The 18,039-nt window shown below is 49.6% G+C and carries 14 protein-coding genes and 1 other annotated feature; all 14 genes read right to left on the bottom strand.

What is annotated here, in order from left to right:
* Positions 1 to 8: 8 nt before the first annotated feature.
* The 14 genes from NYE54_RS11940 to pflA all read right to left on the bottom strand — a co-directional run bounded on the left by NYE54_RS11940 (position 9) and on the right by pflA (position 17,997).
* Positions 9 to 815, bottom strand: coding sequence for a metal ABC transporter permease (locus tag NYE54_RS11940; RefSeq protein WP_076320860.1), 807 nt, complete (start codon positions 813 to 815; stop codon positions 9 to 11).
* A gap of 45 nt (positions 816 to 860) precedes the next feature.
* Positions 861 to 1,610, bottom strand: a complete 750-nt coding sequence (locus NYE54_RS11935; RefSeq protein WP_076320859.1) for a metal ABC transporter ATP-binding protein — start codon at positions 1,608 to 1,610, stop codon at positions 861 to 863.
* A gap of 101 nt (positions 1,611 to 1,711) precedes the next feature.
* Positions 1,712 to 2,806 (bottom strand): zinc ABC transporter substrate-binding protein, encoded by a 1,095-nt coding sequence (locus tag NYE54_RS11930; protein WP_339272097.1) that lies wholly within the window; start codon positions 2,804 to 2,806, stop codon positions 1,712 to 1,714.
* Between the two features lie 395 nt (positions 2,807 to 3,201).
* Entirely contained in the window at positions 3,202 to 5,190 is a 1,989-nt protein-coding gene (gene metG, locus NYE54_RS11925) for a methionine--tRNA ligase (protein WP_339272096.1), read from the bottom strand.
* Positions 5,191 to 5,278: 88 nt separating this feature from the next.
* Positions 5,279 to 5,538 (bottom strand) — a binding site (T-box leader).
* A 126-nt stretch (positions 5,539 to 5,664) separates the two neighbouring features.
* Entirely contained in the window at positions 5,665 to 5,922 is a 258-nt protein-coding gene (gene yidD, locus NYE54_RS11920) for a membrane protein insertion efficiency factor YidD (RefSeq protein WP_076320856.1), read from the bottom strand.
* Positions 5,919 to 6,389 (bottom strand): Fur family transcriptional regulator, encoded by a 471-nt coding sequence (locus NYE54_RS11915; RefSeq protein WP_076320855.1) that lies wholly within the window; start codon positions 6,387 to 6,389, stop codon positions 5,919 to 5,921. The genes yidD and NYE54_RS11915 overlap by 4 nt, the downstream gene beginning before the upstream one ends.
* A gap of 231 nt (positions 6,390 to 6,620) precedes the next feature.
* A complete protein-coding gene (locus tag NYE54_RS11910) occupies positions 6,621 to 9,350 on the bottom strand; it encodes a copper amine oxidase N-terminal domain-containing protein (RefSeq protein ID WP_339272095.1) in 2,730 nt (909 codons plus the stop codon).
* Between the two features lie 155 nt (positions 9,351 to 9,505).
* Positions 9,506 to 11,146 (bottom strand): beta-N-acetylhexosaminidase, encoded by a 1,641-nt coding sequence (gene nagZ / locus NYE54_RS11905; RefSeq protein WP_339273472.1) that lies wholly within the window; start codon positions 11,144 to 11,146, stop codon positions 9,506 to 9,508.
* A gap of 99 nt (positions 11,147 to 11,245) precedes the next feature.
* Positions 11,246 to 12,031, bottom strand: a complete 786-nt coding sequence (locus tag NYE54_RS11900) for a response regulator (protein WP_076320853.1) — start codon at positions 12,029 to 12,031, stop codon at positions 11,246 to 11,248.
* A complete protein-coding gene (locus NYE54_RS11895; protein ID WP_339273471.1) occupies positions 12,009 to 13,865 on the bottom strand; it encodes a sensor histidine kinase in 1,857 nt (618 codons plus the stop codon). The genes NYE54_RS11900 and NYE54_RS11895 overlap by 23 nt, the downstream gene beginning before the upstream one ends.
* Positions 13,866 to 13,887: 22 nt before the next feature.
* Positions 13,888 to 14,715: a carbohydrate ABC transporter permease gene (locus NYE54_RS11890; protein ID WP_076320852.1), complete on the bottom strand. Its 828-nt coding sequence runs from the start codon at positions 14,713 to 14,715 to the stop codon at positions 13,888 to 13,890.
* Entirely contained in the window at positions 14,715 to 15,599 is an 885-nt protein-coding gene (locus NYE54_RS11885; RefSeq protein WP_339272094.1) for a sugar ABC transporter permease, read from the bottom strand. The genes NYE54_RS11890 and NYE54_RS11885 overlap by 1 nt, the downstream gene beginning before the upstream one ends.
* Positions 15,600 to 15,690: 91 nt before the next feature.
* The gene (locus tag NYE54_RS11880; RefSeq protein WP_076320850.1) at positions 15,691 to 17,049 is read right to left on the bottom strand and encodes an extracellular solute-binding protein; all 1,359 of its coding nucleotides are present in this window, start codon (positions 17,047 to 17,049) and stop codon (positions 15,691 to 15,693) included.
* A 204-nt stretch (positions 17,050 to 17,253) separates the two neighbouring features.
* Positions 17,254 to 17,997: a pyruvate formate-lyase-activating protein gene (gene pflA / locus NYE54_RS11875; protein WP_339272093.1), complete on the bottom strand. Its 744-nt coding sequence runs from the start codon at positions 17,995 to 17,997 to the stop codon at positions 17,254 to 17,256.
* Between the last annotated feature and the right edge of the window lie 42 nt (positions 17,998 to 18,039).

Genomic DNA, 18,039 nt, shown 5'->3' with positions numbered 1-18,039 from the left:
GAACCCCCTTATGTCGTAAAGCCCTTTTTGCCGACAAGCGTAATGATAAGCAAGCTGATTAGCAGCAGCACGATAGTCGCGCCAGGTGCCAAATTAAATATGCCCGCAAGCATCAGTCCCCCGATAACGGCAATTTCGGAGATGATAACCGATAATACGATGGAGCTTCGGAAGCTTCTCGCCAGCAATAAACTGATCGCTACCGGAATCACCAACAATGCGGAGACCAGAAGCGCACCCACAATTTTGATGGCGGTGCTTACGACAAGCGCGGTCAGTACCGTAATGATCATATTCATCATTTTGACAGGCAGGCCGCTGACACTGGCTGCATCCTCCTCGAAGCTGAGCAGGAAGAACTCTTTGAAGAACATAACCACAACCGCAATGACAACGACGGTTACACCGCCCACCATATAAATATCCGTGGAATCCAGCGTATAAATGCTGCCAAACAAATAACTCATAACATCCGTATTATAGCCCATTCCCAAGGTGAAAAACAGCGAAGCAAGCGCAACGCCGCCAGACATAATAATGGCGATTGACAGCTCGGCATAACTTTTATATGCCTTTCGCAGCTTCTCAATCGCAAACGAGGCCAGCACCGCAAATACAAGTCCTGCGGCAAGCGGATATACTTCGATCAGAAATCCGAGTGCCACACCCGCAATCGTGACGTGTGACAACGTATCGCCGATCATGGACAGCCTCCGCAGCACGAGGAATATCCCGATTAGCGGGGCTGTGATACCAATCAGAACTCCTCCGATCAGCGCCCGCTGAAAAAAATCGCTAAACAAAATATCAAGCAATGATAACGTCCCCTTCTCCTGCTTCAAAAAGTTTGTTTCTATACATTATACGAGCGAATGCTGCAGATCCACTTCTGCGCAGTTTTCGATATCATGAGAATGTCTGACAAAAAACTGAATTTTTCCGTTCTGCGATACCGGCGATTCTCCCAAGTAGTCTTTAACCATGTCCAAATCATGGGTAACCATCAAAAACGTCATGCGATGATGGGCATGCATATGGGTAATCAATTCAAAGAATCCGGCCTGGGTATCGGCATCAATGCCGATCGTAGGCTCGTCAAGTATGAGCAGATCCGGACGATTAATGAGCGCCCGAGCGAGAAAAACGCGCTGCTGCTGTCCACCGGACAGAGCGCCTATCCGCTTATCAGCAATATCCTGAATGCGCATCACTTCCAGAGCATCCTCACATTTCTGGTGGTCCAGACGGTTCAAACGGCGAAACATTTTCTTCCGATTATATAGCCCGGACATGACGACTTCGCGCACAGTGGCGGGGAACAGCGGATTAAACGAATTTTTCTGCGGAACGTACCCGATTCGCTCCCAGTCCTGAAACTTACGGATCGGCTGACCGAAGAGTTCGATAGACCCTTCCGCGGCAGGCAGCAATCCAACAATCATGCGGAGCAACGTGGTTTTGCCTGCCCCATTAGACCCGACAATACCTACAAAGTCCCGCTCTTTTATGGTGAAATTGAGATCCTTGATCACCTGTTGCTCGCGGTAATGAAAGGATACATCCTTGATTTGTACAATAGGTTGGTGGCAATCCTGTGCTGCCGGCTCCATAACCAGGCCGCCTTTCTCTCTGTAGTCTTTCTATCTAAATATATGAACATCATAAACGTTCATAACACGAAAGAAGAGGGGGATATGCTCCCCCATCTTCCTTATTGTAAAGCCTTCGTTAGATTTTGCAAATTTTTCTCCATTAGCGTGAAATAATTGTCACCGCCGCTTGCCTGCTCCTTCGTCAGTCCCTCCACGGGATTCAATACCAAGGTTTCCACGCCCGCTTCATTCGCCAGCGTTTTGGCAAGTTTATCCGATATGAGCTCTTCGAAGAAAATATATTTGACTTCCTTCTCTTTCACCGTTTTGGTCAGGTTTACTATATCCTGCGCTCTGGGCTCCGCGTCCGGCGAAAGTCCCATAATCGCATGCTGCGTCAAGCCATAATCCCGGCACAGATAGCCAAATGCCTGGTGGGAAACGACAATGTCTTTTTTCGGCATTTTGGACAACTCGCTTGTGAAATCGTTATCCAGTTTGACCAGCTTCTCTTTCAGGGCTTCAAAGCGCTGTTCGTAGCCGTCCCTATGCTCGGAATCCACCTCGACAAGACTATTCTTGATATTCTCTGCCATGACCAGTGCCGATTTCGGGCTTACCCATGTATGCGGATCCGTATGATGTGTGTCGGCGCTAGTCCCAGCGGCCGCTTCCTCGTGTTCATGGCCCGCATGGTCTTCTTCCGTGCCTTCCTCATGGCTGTGATCGTGCTCTGCTTCGGTGCCTTCCTCATGGCTGTGATCGTGCTCTTCTTCATGAGCTGCTGCCCCGTGTCCATGACCATCGTCTCCCACGGCATCGATCAGCTTGATCCCGTGACTGACTTCAACCGGCTTAACTTGCGTATCTTTATCAAGTCCCTTCAGAAACCCAGGTACCCAGCCTTCCAATCCGGCACCGTTATAGAGAAACAGCTGAGCCTTGGAAGTATTCACGATATCCTGGCTGCGCGGTGTCCAATCATGCGGTTCCACGCCCGTTGGCAGAAGATTTACAACATTGACGTCGTCCCCGCCAATTTCCTTCGTAAACTCATAGATTGGATAAAAGGTCGTAATGACGTTTACCTTGCCTTCGACAATGCTGCCGCCAGATTTACTTCCGCACCCCGACAGGATGAGTACCGCCAACAATATAGAGGTCACACTCCAGGTCCAACTGTTAAGTTTGCTTTCTCTCTTTCTCTTGTTCATGTTCATCTCCCATATCCGCTCCGTTCAATTAATCGTAATCTTTACTAACAAGATTATAAGAGCAGGCAAACATCATTGTCAACCAAATCGTAAAAATTACTATTAATTTTCAATAGAGATGTTATATCCCCCTTATTAAAGTGCGTGTTCAAAAAGGTCGATTTTCAGCACCGAGAAGGTTGGATGAAGCTAGGGACGTCAGGAGCGGAGCGTACGTTTTGGGTACGTGAGCACCGGAAGGCCCGGCTGAATTCAAGATTCGATGCCGAACTACTTCCTGATTCGCTTCGTGATCAAAAGCGGACTTTTTGAACAACCTCTTAAAGGAAAAAATAACGGCGTACCCTTTAATAGGGTACACCGTCTATCGCGACTTAATTCAATGAGAGAGCTTTTTATTTGACAACGGCACCGTTAGGCATGCCATCCGGCACCGTTGCAAGCGTCAGCTGGTCGCCGTAGGAGGCGGCCAGAATCATACCTTGCGACATTTCACCTCTAAGTTTCACCGGCTTCAAGTTCGTTACGCAAATCACTTTGCGTCCGACTAATTCCTCCGGCTTGTAGAACTTCGCAATGCCGGATACCACTTGCCGCTGCTCAAATCCGAGATCAAGCTGCAGTTTGAGCAGCTTATCTGCTTTCTTAACCGGCTCAGCAGCGATTACCTGCGCTACGCGCAGCTCGACCTTGGCAAAATCCTCAATGCCGATTTCCTCTTTAAGCTCTACAGGCTCCTCCGTGCTTTCGGCGGACGAAGCTGCTGCCGAGGTCGTAGGTTCCTCCTGGGCGGCCTTCGTACCGCCTGTCATCGCCTCTGCGATGTAGGCCACTTCCTGCTCTGTATCCAGGCGTGGGAATATCGGCTCGCCCTTTTGAAGCTTCGTTCCAGCTGGTATGGCTCCGAACTGGCGTCCGCTTTCCCAAGTCGTCCATTCGCCTTCCGCCAGACCGAGCTGATCCCACATTTTCTTCGGCGTACGGGTCAGGAACGGCTGCAGCAGGATCGATGCCACACGGAGCGTCTCCACCAAATGACTCATGACAGATGCCAGTTCATTTCGTTTGCTCTCATCTTTGGCCAGCGTCCATGGCTGTGTCTCATCAATGTATTTGTTGCTGCGGCTGACAAACTGGCTGATCGCCGTCAGCGCAACCGAGAATTCCATATTTTCCATAGCGGTTTCGACTTTCTCATAAACCGACTTAGCTGCTTCCTCGATCGCTGCATCAAACTGCGTTACGCCAGCGGAGAAAGCCGGAACGACTCCGTCAAAATATTTATCGACCATGGCCACGGTACGGTTCAACAGGTTACCCAAGTCATTGGCCAGGTCGGAGTTCACCCGTTCCACGAAGCTTTCCGGCGTAAAGGTGCCGTCCGCTCCGAATGGAACTTCACGCAGCAGGTAATAACGAAGCGCATCGAGACCATACCGGTCAATCATCGTAACCGGATCGACCACATTCCCCTTGGACTTGGACATTTTCCCGTCCTTCATCAGCAGCCAGCCGTGAGCAAACACCTTTTTCGGAAGCGGAACATCGAGCGCCATCAGAATGATCGGCCAATAGATCGTATGGAAACGGACGATCTCCTTACTCATCAGGTGAACATCGGCCGGCCAGTATTTGTCATACAGGCTGGTGTCCTCCGTACCGTATCCGAGTGCCGTTATATAGTTTAGGAGTGCGTCAATCCACACATAGATCACGTGTTTTGGATCGCTCTTCACCTTCACGCCCCACTCATAGGTCGTACGGGACACAGCCAGATCCTCAAGACCCGGTTTAATGAAATTGTTGATCATCTCATTCTTGCGGGATACCGGCTGAATGAAATCCGGATTCTCCTCGTAATACTGGAGCAGGCGGTCCACATATTTACTCATGCGGAAGAAGTAGCTCTCTTCCTTCACAAGCTCTACTGGTCGGCCACAGTCCGGACAGTTGCCGTTGACAAGCTGACGTTCCAGGAAGAACGACTCACAAGGCGTGCAGTACCAGCCTTCGTATTCACCCTTGTAGATGTCATCTTGCTTCAGCAGACGTTCAAATACCTCCTGCACAACCTTGGTGTGGCGCTGCTCCGTTGTGCGAATGAAATCTTCGTTGGATATGTCCAGCTTCTTCCACAGGTCTTTGATGCCTGCCACGATGTCGTCAACGAACTGCTGCGGGGTTTTCCCAGCCTCCGCCGCTTTGCGTTCAATCTTCTGTCCGTGCTCATCGGTCCCCGTCAAATAACGGACATCGTATCCACGAAGCCGTTTGTAACGAGCCATGGCGTCGCCGGCCACCGTAGTATAAGCATGGCCGATATGCAGCTTGTCGCTTGGGTAATAGATTGGCGTTGTAATATAAAAAGTCTTTTTGTCTGCCATAGTAACCTTCCTTTACCGTGAAATTGATTGTTTGTACCAAGTAATCTCTTATTGAAAAACAGCAGTAAACAGCAAAAAACCCCCGTCCCCATGGGACGAGAGTTGTTCTCACGTGTTACCACCCAAATTCCCTGTCCCCTTACGGGTAACAGGCTCATCTGCCGTCATCCGGCCGTCCATTAACGCTGGCTCACGCCGCTTCTTTACGGCAGCCTTATTACCTGGACTGCAGCGCTCAAAAGCGGATCCTCCAAGACCATTTTCCGAAATTCGCCAAGACCGGTTTCCAGCTGTTCCGGCTCTCTGTTCAAGGCAAGCTTTTCGTACTTATCTCTTCCTCGGATATACCTATAATTTCTTACATTTTAATCAAACGGGCTGCGGTGTGTCAAGGTGAGTCGCGTTCCGTGGGATGGCTATGTCCAAAGACAGCATGCCATTCCGCTTCGTATCGATTAGGATACCCCAAAAACGCTATTTCTCTGTCAATGAAGACGACACCTTATCCTTGCGCGGTGGAACCATGTCAATGCCGCCTGGATGAAACGGATGGCATCTTGCTATTCGCTTGGCCGCCAGCCAGGAGCCCTTCAGCGCGCCGTGTACCTCAATCGCTTCCAGTGCATAGGCCGAGCAAGTCGGGTAGAATCGGCAAGTCGCCGGTTTCAACGGAGAAATGAATTTCCGATAGAAGTGTATCGGCACCTTCACTACCCTACGTGCCGTGCTCATACCCGGCTGTCCCGCTTTCCTCCACTGGCTGGTGAAGTTTCCTTATCGGTATTGTCCTTGCCGCAGTCCCGGCAGTAACCGAACACTTCGAATTTATGCTGAACCACCTGGAAATCATCCGGTGCATCGGTCAGCTGCATCGGGCAAAACGTAATCGGGTACGTCTTCTGGCACTGCAGGCAAATCATGTGATGATGATGATGCTCTTCGCTGCATCGTCCTCGAAACTTGATGCCTTCCTCGAACACTACCTGCTCCAATACACCGAGTTCGTACAATACCCGAAGATTCCGGTACACTGTATCAAAGCTCAAACCGCTGTACTTCCGGCCCATATATTCGTACACATCCTTGGCCGTCAAATATCCAGGATGTTCCCCAAACAATTTGGCAAGCGTCTTGCGCTGATCGGTAATGCGCAGCCCATGTTCCGACATGGCGTCGATGATCTGTTCCGTCGTAAGCATACGGAGGTAACCTCCTCTACTTGAAGATACTCTCTCCTTATAATGCCTGAAAAATAAGACAGCGTCAATGAAAGCGGTTGTGGATAGACTAAACCCCTGCAAGGTACTGCGCCGGCCGGAACGCGAAACACTTGGCATTTGACGAGATCCCTTGGCAAGAGCCAACAAAAAGGACAGCCCTAACCATGTGCTGGCTGTAAGGCTGTCCCTTTGTTATGAATAAATAGTGGATTAGTTCTTCACTTGCGGAAGCGGCTGGAACAGGAAGTTGATTGGCAAGCTGCTTCCCGGCGCCGCCGTAAACAGGATTTCCACGGTCTGCTCGTAATTCCCCGTACGATAGAGAACGGCAGCTTCATTCGGTGCAGATATAGCGCCTCCGCTTGTATTCGGCGTCTGAATGATAGTTCCGTTCACCATCAGCGCACCCATGTACTTGCCTCCACGCGGATTCAGCGTGATCAGCGTATTGGGCGCTACGCGGTGCAGCTTGATTTTGTAAAGCACACCGAAGTTCCCGGCATTGGATTGATATGAACCGTTAATGCCGTCATACCCTTCCAGATTCGGATCGTTTGTCTTGTCACCGAGCGCTAGACGGGTAGGCGTGTTGCCAACCAGATCATGGGATTCAATGATCCGTGTCGAGTCCGGGTACGTTCCCCGGTTATGAACGCCATCGCTCGGATGGAGCTTCAGGTAAGGAAGCTTTTGAATCGGATCCTTGGCTTCATCAATCATGATGACATCATACCGGATCGGTGAATCCGAATAGAGATCAGCAAACATGGACAGCACCTGCTGATTCTTCAAGGTTTGCGCGCTCAAGTCTTGCAGAATGACCCGGCTTTCCCCAGGCGCGAGCGAGATCGTCTTGAATGAATCAGCTGATTGCATAGACTCGAGGTAACGCTGAACAGCTGCTTTTCCCGTGGCAGTCGGTATATTAATCGGACCGCCTATTCCCGTATACTCGGTTGTCAGACGCGCCGTCATAGTGTTGATGTTAGTGGCGACGACGTACATCTTCATGTTCTTCCCGGTTGCGTTCAAGTGGTGGATCATGAATCGCGTGCTGGCATTGCCGACCTCGCGGTAGACGATACCCTCTTGATAGACGGTTTCCGGAGAGTTGCTGCGAATCAACAAATAAGGTTCGGAGCTTCTTGTAATCGGCATCAGATTCCATGTCGGCACAGCGGATCCGTCAAAGGTGTATTTGTCGCCGATGCCCGTAAACAATTGATTGAATTGATCACGCGTATACAATACTTCGCTCGTTACGTTGATAATCTTCTCGTATGAGCTGGTCGCTCCATGTTTATCAGTAACAATCAACAGCACTTTATGCGGTCCTGCCGTAAAAAAGGCCTGATCGTTGTTTTCCCACTTATACGTAAGCTCATCGCCAGGATCGTTGTCATAACTCATATTCATGTACGTTATTTTCTCACCGATCTTATATTCCTGTTTATCCGTTTCGAACATGGCAACAGGCGGCGTATTCGGAGCGGATACTTGAATGCTCAATATATACGGGTCGCTCCACTCCCCGCTGGAATCCTGTACCGAGTAGGAAACCGTATGCACGCCGGGTTCGTCAAAAATCTCTTCCCGGCCTTCCCAATGCTCGTCAACAATAGCCAGGCCCGTCGGCGAATAGGCATTCGTCTTATACGTAACCGTTGTTTGTCCGGCGAGGATCTCACCAGGCTGCACCGTGAAGGAAGCTACGGGCTTTGCGCTCAAGCTAAGGATAACCCGCTTATTCGGCTGGTCCACCCGATAGGTGATGTCCAGCGCCTGCGTAATGCTGGTCAGCGGCACCATGAACGTATTGTTGGACTGGTAAGCCGGTCCCTTCATCGATTTTCTGACCCCGTTCACGGTGTAAACGCTGCTGTTCGTCTTAAAACGAAGCTCATCGTTACCGCGGATAATAATCGTTTCCTTAGTCTTTCCGTCATAGGTCAGCTTCAGGCCGACACGATCAACGAGGGAGCGAATGGCAACATAGGATACGCCGTTCTTAACTGCCATCGGCTGACCTGCCGTATACGCTTTCCCGTTCTGATACATCTTGTTGCTGTTCATCATCAAGATGAGATCATTGGGCCCGAGATTCGGTATATTCGGAACCTCGCTGCCAGATCCCCCGCCGTTATTTCCGCCTGGCTGTTCACCATTACCGTTGCCGCTGCCCATACCGGATAGATCGAGAATAACCTTCTTCTCGGGCTGGTTCACCTGGTATGGAATTTCAAGCGCTTGCGTGATCGCGGTTAACGGAACCATAAACACATTGTTGCTCTGGTAGGCAGGGCCTTTCATCGAACGTACCTGTCCATTGACTTTATAGTTGCTGCTTCCTGTCGTAAACCGAAGTTCATTACCATCCTTAAGGATGATGGTTTCCTTCGTTTTATTATCGTAAGACAGCTTCAGTCCTGCACGTTCAACCATGGCGCGAATGGCGACATAGGATACCCCTTGCTTCACAGCCATCGGCTGACCCGCTTTGTATTTCTTGCCGTTATGGTACATCACATTGCTGTTCATCATCAGTACAAGTTCATTCGCAGAAAACTTGGAAGTACTGACTTCGGGCTCTCCGGATGGGCTGCCCTCTTCGTTCTCTGAAACCTCATTATCGGAAGGATCGTTTTCCGTATCCTCCTGCTGCTCATTGGGTGCAGAAGGTTCGGCATTCGGATCGCTAATCGTACCTTCGACTGAATCAGAAGATGTTTCCTTTGGCGTTGCTGATGTTTCCTCCGCTTGCTGCAAGTCCGTCTGTTGTTCTCCACTCTGCTGGCTTTGTCCTTCCACCGGGGACTGCAGCGCTGATTGGCTATTTAGCGCCGGAGCTGTAATATCCGGTGATTCAGCTGCCGCGGGAAATGCCATGGATACCTGGGCCGCGGCAAGGACTGTAATCATCGAGATTCTCTTGAAATTCATTCTCTACTCCTTTAAAACTCTCAGTATAGTCTGTCTGCCTCTATTGGACATACTATTAGACGCGGACTTTCCCCAAAAGTTGCTCAGAAAAGGCTGGAAAATAGGAAAACCGGAGCATTCCTGGGTAGGAAGACTCCGGTTTGAGCAACCCTTATTTAATTATTGACATAGTCCTGATTACCGCTCCAGCCAAGCGGATAAGTCTCGCTGATTCCTACCGGGAGCTTACCCTCAGGCGTAACCCGTCCTATTAAGACACCCGCGGCTGCATTCATATAATAAGGTGTGTTCTCGTAGCTGCACAAATACGTCGGAACCGGCGGAAGATCATTGATATCATAGGGATTACGGGTAGCGACGATAACAAGTGCCACATCCTCAAGTTCAACCAGCTTGTTCACCAGCTTCTGCTGGCCGGCGGGAAGACGGCTCTCGGAGGTGTACGTAGCTACTACAATCTGTTTATATCCTTCAGCTGCCTTAACGGCTTGCTCTATCTCTTCGTCGGACATATCCGTTCCGACACGCAGATCGTCTGCCTGAACCCCGTAACTTCTCAAGGCATCCCCTAAGGTGTAGCTCTTGCTCCATGCTTCATCCACCTGGGTTGCCTGAAGCAGCTCAGGCCAGATCACCGCAACGGCCTGCTCCGGCTTAAGAGGCAGCTGCCCTTCGTCTTTCACCAGCGTGATTCCTCTGCCTGCAATTTGAGCCAGCAGTTGTTTGGTCTCTTCCGCAACCTCGCCAATCGGGTAGACCGGAAGCTCCTCAGCGAGCTTTGCATTACGCTGCTTAAGCGCCAATATCCGATCTACAGCCTTGTCGATCAGCTCTACCGGGAGTCTCCCGCTGCGGATAGCCTCAATGACGGCCGTAATCGCCGCCGTCTGCTCCGATAGATTATGGCTGACCAGTACGCAGTCCGCACCCGCTTCGATCGCGCGTATCGCGCCCTCCGGAATCCCGTACTCTTTGGAGATTGCGTGCATCTCAAGGCAGTCCGTTATGATCAGACCTTCAAACCCCATCTCCTCCCTCAGCAAACCCGTTAACACGGCATGAGAGAGCGTCGCCGGCAGATCGCTCGGCTCTATCGCCGGGAAACTGACGTGAGCCGTCATGATGGCGTCCACGCCGTTCTGGATCGCTTGCGCAAACGGATACAATTCCACGCTGCGGAGCCGTTCCAAATCATGCGGTACAGAAGCCCGCCCGAGATGAGAATCGACGCTGGTGTCGCCATGGCCCGGGAAGTGTTTGGCCGTAGCGGATACACCTTCTTCCTGGTATCCCTTCATTGCCGCAGTCCCAAGAGCGGCAACAGCTTGAGGATCTTCGCCGAAGGAACGCACGCCGATGACCGGATTACGAGGATTGTTGTTCACGTCGAGACAAGGAGCGAAGTTCATATTTACACCAAGTGAACGCAATTCGCGCGCCCCGATTTGCGCTACCCTGTACGAAGCCTCCGCGCTGCCCGCTGCTCCAAGCGCCATATTCCCCGGAATGCGGCTGATGCCTTCATGATCAATTCGTGCAACCATACCGCCCTCTTGATCAATCGAGATCAGAAGCGGGAACTTCTGGCTGTCCGATGCGAGCTGCTGTAAGGACTCCGACAGTTCGGCAAGCTGAGGCAGCGTTTTCACATTCCGGCGAAAATAGCAGATGCCCCCGACCTGATATTGTTCAATCAGTATCTTGGCATGCTCATTCGGCGTCAGCGCGTTGAAGCCGCATATAAACATTTGTCCTACCTTTTGTTCTAACGATAAATCTGCTGCCGTCCATTTCATTGATTTCATACCTACCTTCTATCAATTTAAAGGACTTTGCAAGCCAGGCGGGATTGATCTAGTGATGACTTTAGCAGCCTGCATGGGTCCTATCAAAACCTATACCGTTGCCTCTCCGGACATTTCCCGGAATTCGGATGGCGTCATGCCGGTAGCCTTCTGAAATACCTTGGTAAAATACCGCCGCTCATGATAACCGACAAAGGAGCCGATCTGAGCGATATTCTTATCGCTGTTCACCAGCAGGAACTTGGCTGCCTCCATCCGCTGTCTCGTCAAGTACTCCACAAAGGTGAGTCCGACATGGTTCTTAAACAATAAACAGAAGTAGCTGGAGCTGATGCCCAGATGCTCCGAAAGCTCCTCAATCCCCAAATCCTGCCCCATATGGGTATTGATATACTCCAGAGCAGACGTTACCAATTGTTCCGGCGTTTTCTTTACGGCTTCGGGATTCGGAGCCTCATCAATAAGCGAAACGGTGCTGTAATACTTCTCTTTCGCCCTCTTCTTGCGGATTTCCTCCCCGATATCACGAATCTTCATCTCGAGTTCCCCGTAATGAATTGGCTTGCTGATGTAATCCTTGACGCCCAGCTTAATTGCTTCCCGGGCATATTCAAACTCCTGATACCCCGTCAGCAAAAAGATTTCCGCCCGGCTTCCTTTCTCCCGAATCTTCGTAATAAAAGTCAGTCCGTCCATGACGGGCATCCGGATATCACACAGTATCAGATCCGGGTTGTACTGATCCGCTACTTCAAGTGCTTCCATCCCGCTTCGGGCAAGTCCGACAACCTTCATGCCCATCTCTTCCCAAGGCAGAACCTTGCTGAGATTGTTCAGGATGGGAGCCTCATCATCAACTAATAATGCCTTCAACATGCTGCCCTTCCCCCCTGTCATAATTGGGTATGACGCATTGTATAACGGTGCCGCCGGGGCGGCTTGAGCATATGAACAGACCGTAATAATCCCCGTACTGAATTCTAAGTCGGTCAGCCACGCTCCGCAGCCCAAGTCCCCGTCGTTCCTGGTTCACTTTGAGATTCTGCAACGTCACCTGTTCGGATCCGTTATCCTCGGACACCATATATTCAAACATGGACAACTGCTCAGCGGTCATGCCGAGTCCGTTATCCTCGACCCGAATAATGACATTACCGAGTTCCTTCCATGCAGAGATGCGTATCCATCCCGTATAAGAAATGCCTTCAAAGCCATGCTGTATACTGTTCTCAACCAGCGGCTGCAGCGTCAGCTTCAGGATACGGCTGTGCATAAGCTCTTTCGGCACGTCAATCTCGTATTCGAACAAGTCCTCAAATCGAAACTTCTGGATTTCAAGATAACTCTGCAAGTGCTTGATTTCTTCATCCAGCGTAATTTCTTCCTTCTCCTGAATACTGATCCGCAAGATGCTGGCAAGCCGGTAAACCATCTCACTGACCTTGCGTCCTTCATTCTGGACAGCGAGAACATTGATTGATTCCAAGGTGTTAAAGAGGAAGTGCGGCTTGATCTGCGCTTGCAGCACACGCATCTCCGCGTCGGTCTTCTGCCTCTGCTCCTTCTTGATCTGCGCAAACAGATTGTTGATCCGGTTCATCAAGTTGTTGAACCCTTTCGACAGCAGCAGCAGTTCATCCTCTCCCTTCTCTTCAACTCTCGCGTTCAAATCCCCATCTTCAACACGGCGCATGAACCTAACGATAACAGCAATCGTCCCGGTAATCCTATTCATAAACAGACGATTGAACACAATCGCGGTAACCAGACAGAGGCCCATAATGACGAAGAACCACTTGGCAAAGGAAGTAACCTCTTGCGATAACGAGTTCCAGTCAGTCACCGAGACGAGATTCCAGCCGTAATCATTCAGATGATAGATAGAAACAATATTCTCTTTGCCATTAAACTTGGCTTTAAAACTTTGGTAGCCTTGCTTAAACTCAACGTCATGCTTCATATATTGACTGATATTTTGACCATCCATATCGTTATTGGGGTCAAATAGAATGAAGCCTTCATTGTTGACCAACATAAAAGATGTGTTCTGCAGATTGTTAGGGAGTGTCAAATTGCGGAAAATCTCTTCAAACTCCCACCTCTTGATCTGGACGACAAGAATGCCCAGCTTGCGGAGTGTCGTGACATCCTTAATCAGCCGGATCTGGGTGAATACCGGATCCGCTCCCGTCAACTCCGGAAATTCGTGCGGAGCCAGCCATTTGGGAATTCCGTTAAGCCGAACCACCTCTTCATGTAAGGGACTATTCTTAAACTTTTCATAAGGCAGCGTTCTGAAATCCTCTTTACTGAAAATAGGAATCGATGGTGACTCTTTATTAAAATGATATAAAAACGCATAGCTAATCGCTGGATGATTATATAGAAGATTCCGAAAGCTTCGCTGTCTGTCGTTCAATTTCAGCTGGTCCGCATTGGATTCCTTAATCAGGTTCTGCGCATCGGGATCCTTGGCGTTCAGCGCCATGGCGAAGACAGAGGTGGCAATCCCGTTATCCGTGACGTACTCCATCTCCTTAAACACGTTCAGAATGCTGTAGCTGATTGCTTTAAGAGAATATTCGGCTTGCTGGCTGTACTTTTTCTCAATCGAATTGTAGGTAATAAAGAATGTAAATAGGCCCAGCACAAATAACGGAATAATAATGAGCCCCAAAAAGGCCGTGAATAGTTTGTTCCGCAAATTCATACGCATGCTCCTGCTCCTAGTATTACCCCTTGACGCTTCCTGCGGTGACGCCTTCAATGATCTTCTCTTGCAGAACGGCATAAATGATAAGGACCGGCAGCACGCTGAATATGATACCCGCAGACATTTGTGCGTAGTTCATATTGTAGGCGTCCCTGAAACCGACCATGCCGACAGGCAGCGTTCTCAATTCATCATTCGATAGGAAGTAGTTAGCAAGCAAGAATTCGTTCCAGTTACCCAGGAAATTGATAATAAATACGGTAACGATAGCCGGAACAGTCAGAGGTAAGATAATTCTAGCAAACAACCCTCCGGACCTCAATCCATCAATAACCGCAGCCTCCTCGATTTCACCGGGCAGCGACCGCATGAAGGCAGCCAGTATAATAACCGAGAACGGGATGGCATTGGCAACATACGGTAGAATCAGGGCCATGTGCGTGTTCAAAATATCCAACTGCCTCATGATGCCATATATCGGCAGCATGAGAGAGTTATTCGGAATCAGCATGCCTATCAAAATACATTGAAAGACGATGGCGCTAATCCGGTTATATCTCATCCGCGTCACGGCAAAGGCCAGCATCGCTGCAAACAGAATCGACAAGCAGGCTGACAGCACGCCGATGTATAAGCTGTTCCAGAAATACGTGCTAATCTTGGCGTTCACCCATGCGTTAACATAGTTATCAAATATCAGCGTGCTTGGCAAACCAAAAGGGTTCGTTGCAATAGACTGGTTATCCACCTTCACCGAAGAGAACAGGACGAACAGGAAAGGATATAGTATGACGAGCAAGTAAGCCATCAGAAAAATGTGCGGGATCAGTTTCTTTATTGCTCTCATCAGTATTCAATCCTTTCGTTGCGTCTTGCGACCAGCACCTGGTAGAGCACCGTTACGATAATCGTGAAGAGGAAGATCAGCACGGCGATCGAGTTGCCAAAGCCATGCTTGAAGCTCGTAATCGCATATCGAATCATATATGTCGCCATAACGTCGGTTGAGCCGGCCGGCCCGCCCTTGGTCATAACCAGAATAATGTCCGCCGCTTTCATGGCTCCCGCGATCGAAAGCATGATCACAACAGAGATAATTGGCATAATTAATGGAAGCGTGATTTTGGTTGCTCTTTGGACCCCTGTCGCGCCATCAATTGCCGCAGCCTCATCCAGCTCTTTGGGTATGGATAGAATTGCGGCAAGAACCATCACGATGTAAAAGCCAGTCCATTGCCACGCATTCGTGATCAGGATGGCAATCATGGCCCATTTGCTATCCGATAACCAGTAGATGGGTTCAATTCCAACCAGCCCTAAAATCTCATTCATCAGGCCAAAGTCCGGGTTGTAAATGAATCCCCATAAAATGCCGATCACAGCCGTCGACATGATGGATGGTGCAAAAACCGCGGTTTTATAAAGCCCCTTCAAACGCTTCACGTTTGCGATTAACAGGGAGAAAAATACGATCGTCGGAACCTGGATCAAACAGGAAAAGAGAATGAAATAAACATTGTTCCTGACAGCCTTCCAAAAAGCATTATCATTCAAGGCTGTCACATAGTTATCGAGCCCAATGTACTTCACATCTTTGGAGATGCCGTTCCAGCTCGTAAAGCTGTTGTCAAACGCAGTAAAGATCGGGTATATGAAAAAAGCCAGAAACAATAAGAATGCCGGCAGCACAAAAACGATGTAAATCAGAGGATTTCTCAGCGCTTTGTTCATGGTAACCTCCGTATTTATGTCTGATGTTGTTTAGGCAAAAGGGCACCCCCATGTACCGCAGCGGGTGGCGCCCTTTCGTCTAGAATTTTAGTTACTCCTCTGAAGCATTGGCCGCTTCTTGCGCTGCTTGCACATTCTCCAGCATCTTCTCGGCATCAAGCTCGCCGCCAATGACCTGCTGAATGCCCATGCTCAGTGCGGTGTTCACATCTGCTTGAACAAGGCCATCGAAGGCAGGGAAGGACTTGCTGATCTCACTGACGCCTTTGAAAATGTCCTGCATAAGCGGATCATCCGAAGTGGAGTTCATTGTTGCCAGCTCCATCTTCATTGCCGGCAGTACACCGTCTTCTTTCAGACCGCGCAGCTGCATTTCATCTGTCCACATATTTTTAATGAATTCTTTAACCGCTTGAAGTTTACGAGGATCTTCTGCTACCGCTGCCGAGAACCCATATCCGTTGTTTGCGTCCTGCATGACGATGACAGGGTCGCCTTCATTAACCGGAGGCAGGTTGAAGTATCCGACCTTATTTACCAAATCACCTGCTTGAGCCGGATCTCTAAATACGGAGTTTGCCCACGATCCGTCCATCATCATGATGGCTTCGCCAGTGATCATTTGGTTTCTCATATCCGCATATTCGAAGCCGAGCTCGCCTTTTTTGAAGTATCCCTTCTCAACCCATTCCTGGTGCTTCTTCACACCTTCCACGACTTTTGGATCGGTCCATTTGGTTTCCCCGGTTTTGAAGCCGTAAGTAACCTCTGGCCCTGCGTAATAGCTCCACAGGTTGTTCGTGGTCATGAGCGGAATCCAAGCATCCTTGGAGGATTGGGCAAAAGGAATCTTCCCGTCGGCTTTGATCGTTTCGGCAATTTGCTCCAATTCAGCCAATGTTTTAGGAACATTCAAACCTTTTTGGGTGAAGTAATCCTTGTTATAGAAAATACCCTCAATGGAAATGCCAATCGGCAATCCGTAGATCTTGCCGTCATGTGTAAACGGGTCCAGCGTAGAAAATTTATCTTTAATGCCTAGCTCTTCCAAAATTGGGGTCAAATCAAGCATCAGGCCTTCTTTGGAATATACGCCTGCATCCGGGCTGCCGAACACATCGAATACTTCCGGCGGCTTACCGGCTGCCATCTCGCCTCTCAGTTTCTCTTTCCGGTTCACTTCAGAGTCTACAGCGTCCAGCTTGATTTTAAGCCCGGGCACCGCTTCTTCGGTCTTACTAACAACATCGTTCAGCATTGCCAGACGAAACTTCTTGGATTCACCTACTTGCGTATGGCGAATGGTGATTTCAAACGGCTCATTGCTGACCGTTCCTTCCGAACCACCTGACGGTTTTTCTGCTGCCTTGTCACCGCCGCCGCATGCAGACAAAAGCGTGGATGAGACGAACAGAAGCGACATTAATAATGCCAGACCCTTTTTCTTCATTGTCTTTGACCCTCCCGAAGTGTTTGTTTATTTGATAGGCGTTTTCCTCACATCTTCATTATAGAAAGCGATTCCATTTTTCGATAGGCCGATATTTTTCTTGCCAAGGGATAAAATCCTCTACAAAAAAACAACAACCTTTCCATATGGGGAAAGGTTGTTGTCAGTAATCGTAACGCATATACGAAATTAATTAGAAATCTATTAGCTCTGGACTATCTCTATTTTCTTAGGTATCTCACCAATCAATCGGTAAGCGCGTGCCACTTCTTCCTCGGAAGGTGAAGGTACGCCCTCCAATGGATAAGCCATGCCGAGCTCCTTCCATTTGTAAACGCCCATCTGATGGTAAGGCAAGATTTCGAATTTCTCGACGCCGTGCAGTGTCCGAATAAATTGACCGAGCGCAATCAAGTCTTCTTCGCTGTCATGGATGCCCGGCACATAGACGTGGCGGACCCACATGTTCCGATCATGGTCAGACAGCCAGCGGGCCGTCTTTAACGTCCTTTCGTTCGACTTCCCAGTGAGCTTGATATGCTTCTCGTCGTTGATATGCTTCAGATCAAGCAGCACCAAGTCGGTAAACTCCAGCAATTCCGAGATTTTCTCCGGTTCATTATAGCCGTTGCTGTCCAGCGTCGTATGCAAATTCCAGCGGCGCTTCACTTCCTTGAACAGCTCCGTGACAAAGGGATACTGCAATGTCGGCTCACCACCGGAGACGGTTAACCCGCCGCCCGATGAACGGTAGTAGCTCAGATAAGGTTCAATCTCAGCCAGCACGTCCTCCACCGTCATCTCGCGTCCTTCATGCAGTCCCCAGGTATCCGGATTATGGCAGTATTGACACTTCAAGAGACAGCCCTGCATGAAGAGCACAAAGCGGATACCCGGACCGTCCACCGTTCCGAACGTTTCTATGGAGTGTACATGACCTTTTAGCATGGTGCGTCATCCTTTCTGTATCCGCTAGGGTTGTCTTCCATC

It is taken from the genome of Paenibacillus sp. FSL K6-1330, assembly GCF_037976825.1.
GTDB lineage: Bacteria > Bacillota > Bacilli > Paenibacillales > Paenibacillaceae > Paenibacillus_AQ.
The sequence above is the reverse complement of the archived record's forward strand: the minus strand, read 5'-3'. Positions and strand labels throughout refer to the sequence as shown.

Bases quoted from the DNA above. Each gene is read 5' to 3' on its own strand.
- NYE54_RS11935 (WP_076320859.1), bottom strand. From the start codon at position 1,610: ATGGAGCCGGCAGCACAGGATTGCCACCAACCTATTGTACAAATCAAG.
- NYE54_RS11930 (WP_339272097.1), bottom strand. From the start codon at position 2,806: ATGAACAAGAGAAAGAGAGAAAGCAAACTTAACAGTTGGACCTGGAGT.
- metG (WP_339272096.1), bottom strand. From the start codon at position 5,190: ATGGCAGACAAAAAGACTTTTTATATTACAACGCCAATCTATTACCCA.
- yidD (WP_076320856.1), bottom strand. From the start codon at position 5,922: ATGAGCACGGCACGTAGGGTAGTGAAGGTGCCGATACACTTCTATCGG.
- NYE54_RS11915 (WP_076320855.1), bottom strand. From the start codon at position 6,389: ATGCTTACGACGGAACAGATCATCGACGCCATGTCGGAACATGGGCTG.
- NYE54_RS11910 (WP_339272095.1), bottom strand. From the start codon at position 9,350: ATGAATTTCAAGAGAATCTCGATGATTACAGTCCTTGCCGCGGCCCAG.
- nagZ (WP_339273472.1), bottom strand. From the start codon at position 11,146: ATGAAATGGACGGCAGCAGATTTATCGTTAGAACAAAAGGTAGGACAA.
- NYE54_RS11900 (WP_076320853.1), bottom strand. From the start codon at position 12,031: ATGTTGAAGGCATTATTAGTTGATGATGAGGCTCCCATCCTGAACAAT.
- NYE54_RS11895 (WP_339273471.1), bottom strand. From the start codon at position 13,865: ATGAATTTGCGGAACAAACTATTCACGGCCTTTTTGGGGCTCATTATT.
- NYE54_RS11890 (WP_076320852.1), bottom strand. From the start codon at position 14,715: ATGAGAGCAATAAAGAAACTGATCCCGCACATTTTTCTGATGGCTTAC.
- NYE54_RS11885 (WP_339272094.1), bottom strand. From the start codon at position 15,599: ATGAACAAAGCGCTGAGAAATCCTCTGATTTACATCGTTTTTGTGCTG.
- NYE54_RS11880 (WP_076320850.1), bottom strand. From the start codon at position 17,049: ATGAAGAAAAAGGGTCTGGCATTATTAATGTCGCTTCTGTTCGTCTCA.
- pflA (WP_339272093.1), bottom strand. From the start codon at position 17,997: ATGCTAAAAGGTCATGTACACTCCATAGAAACGTTCGGAACGGTGGAC.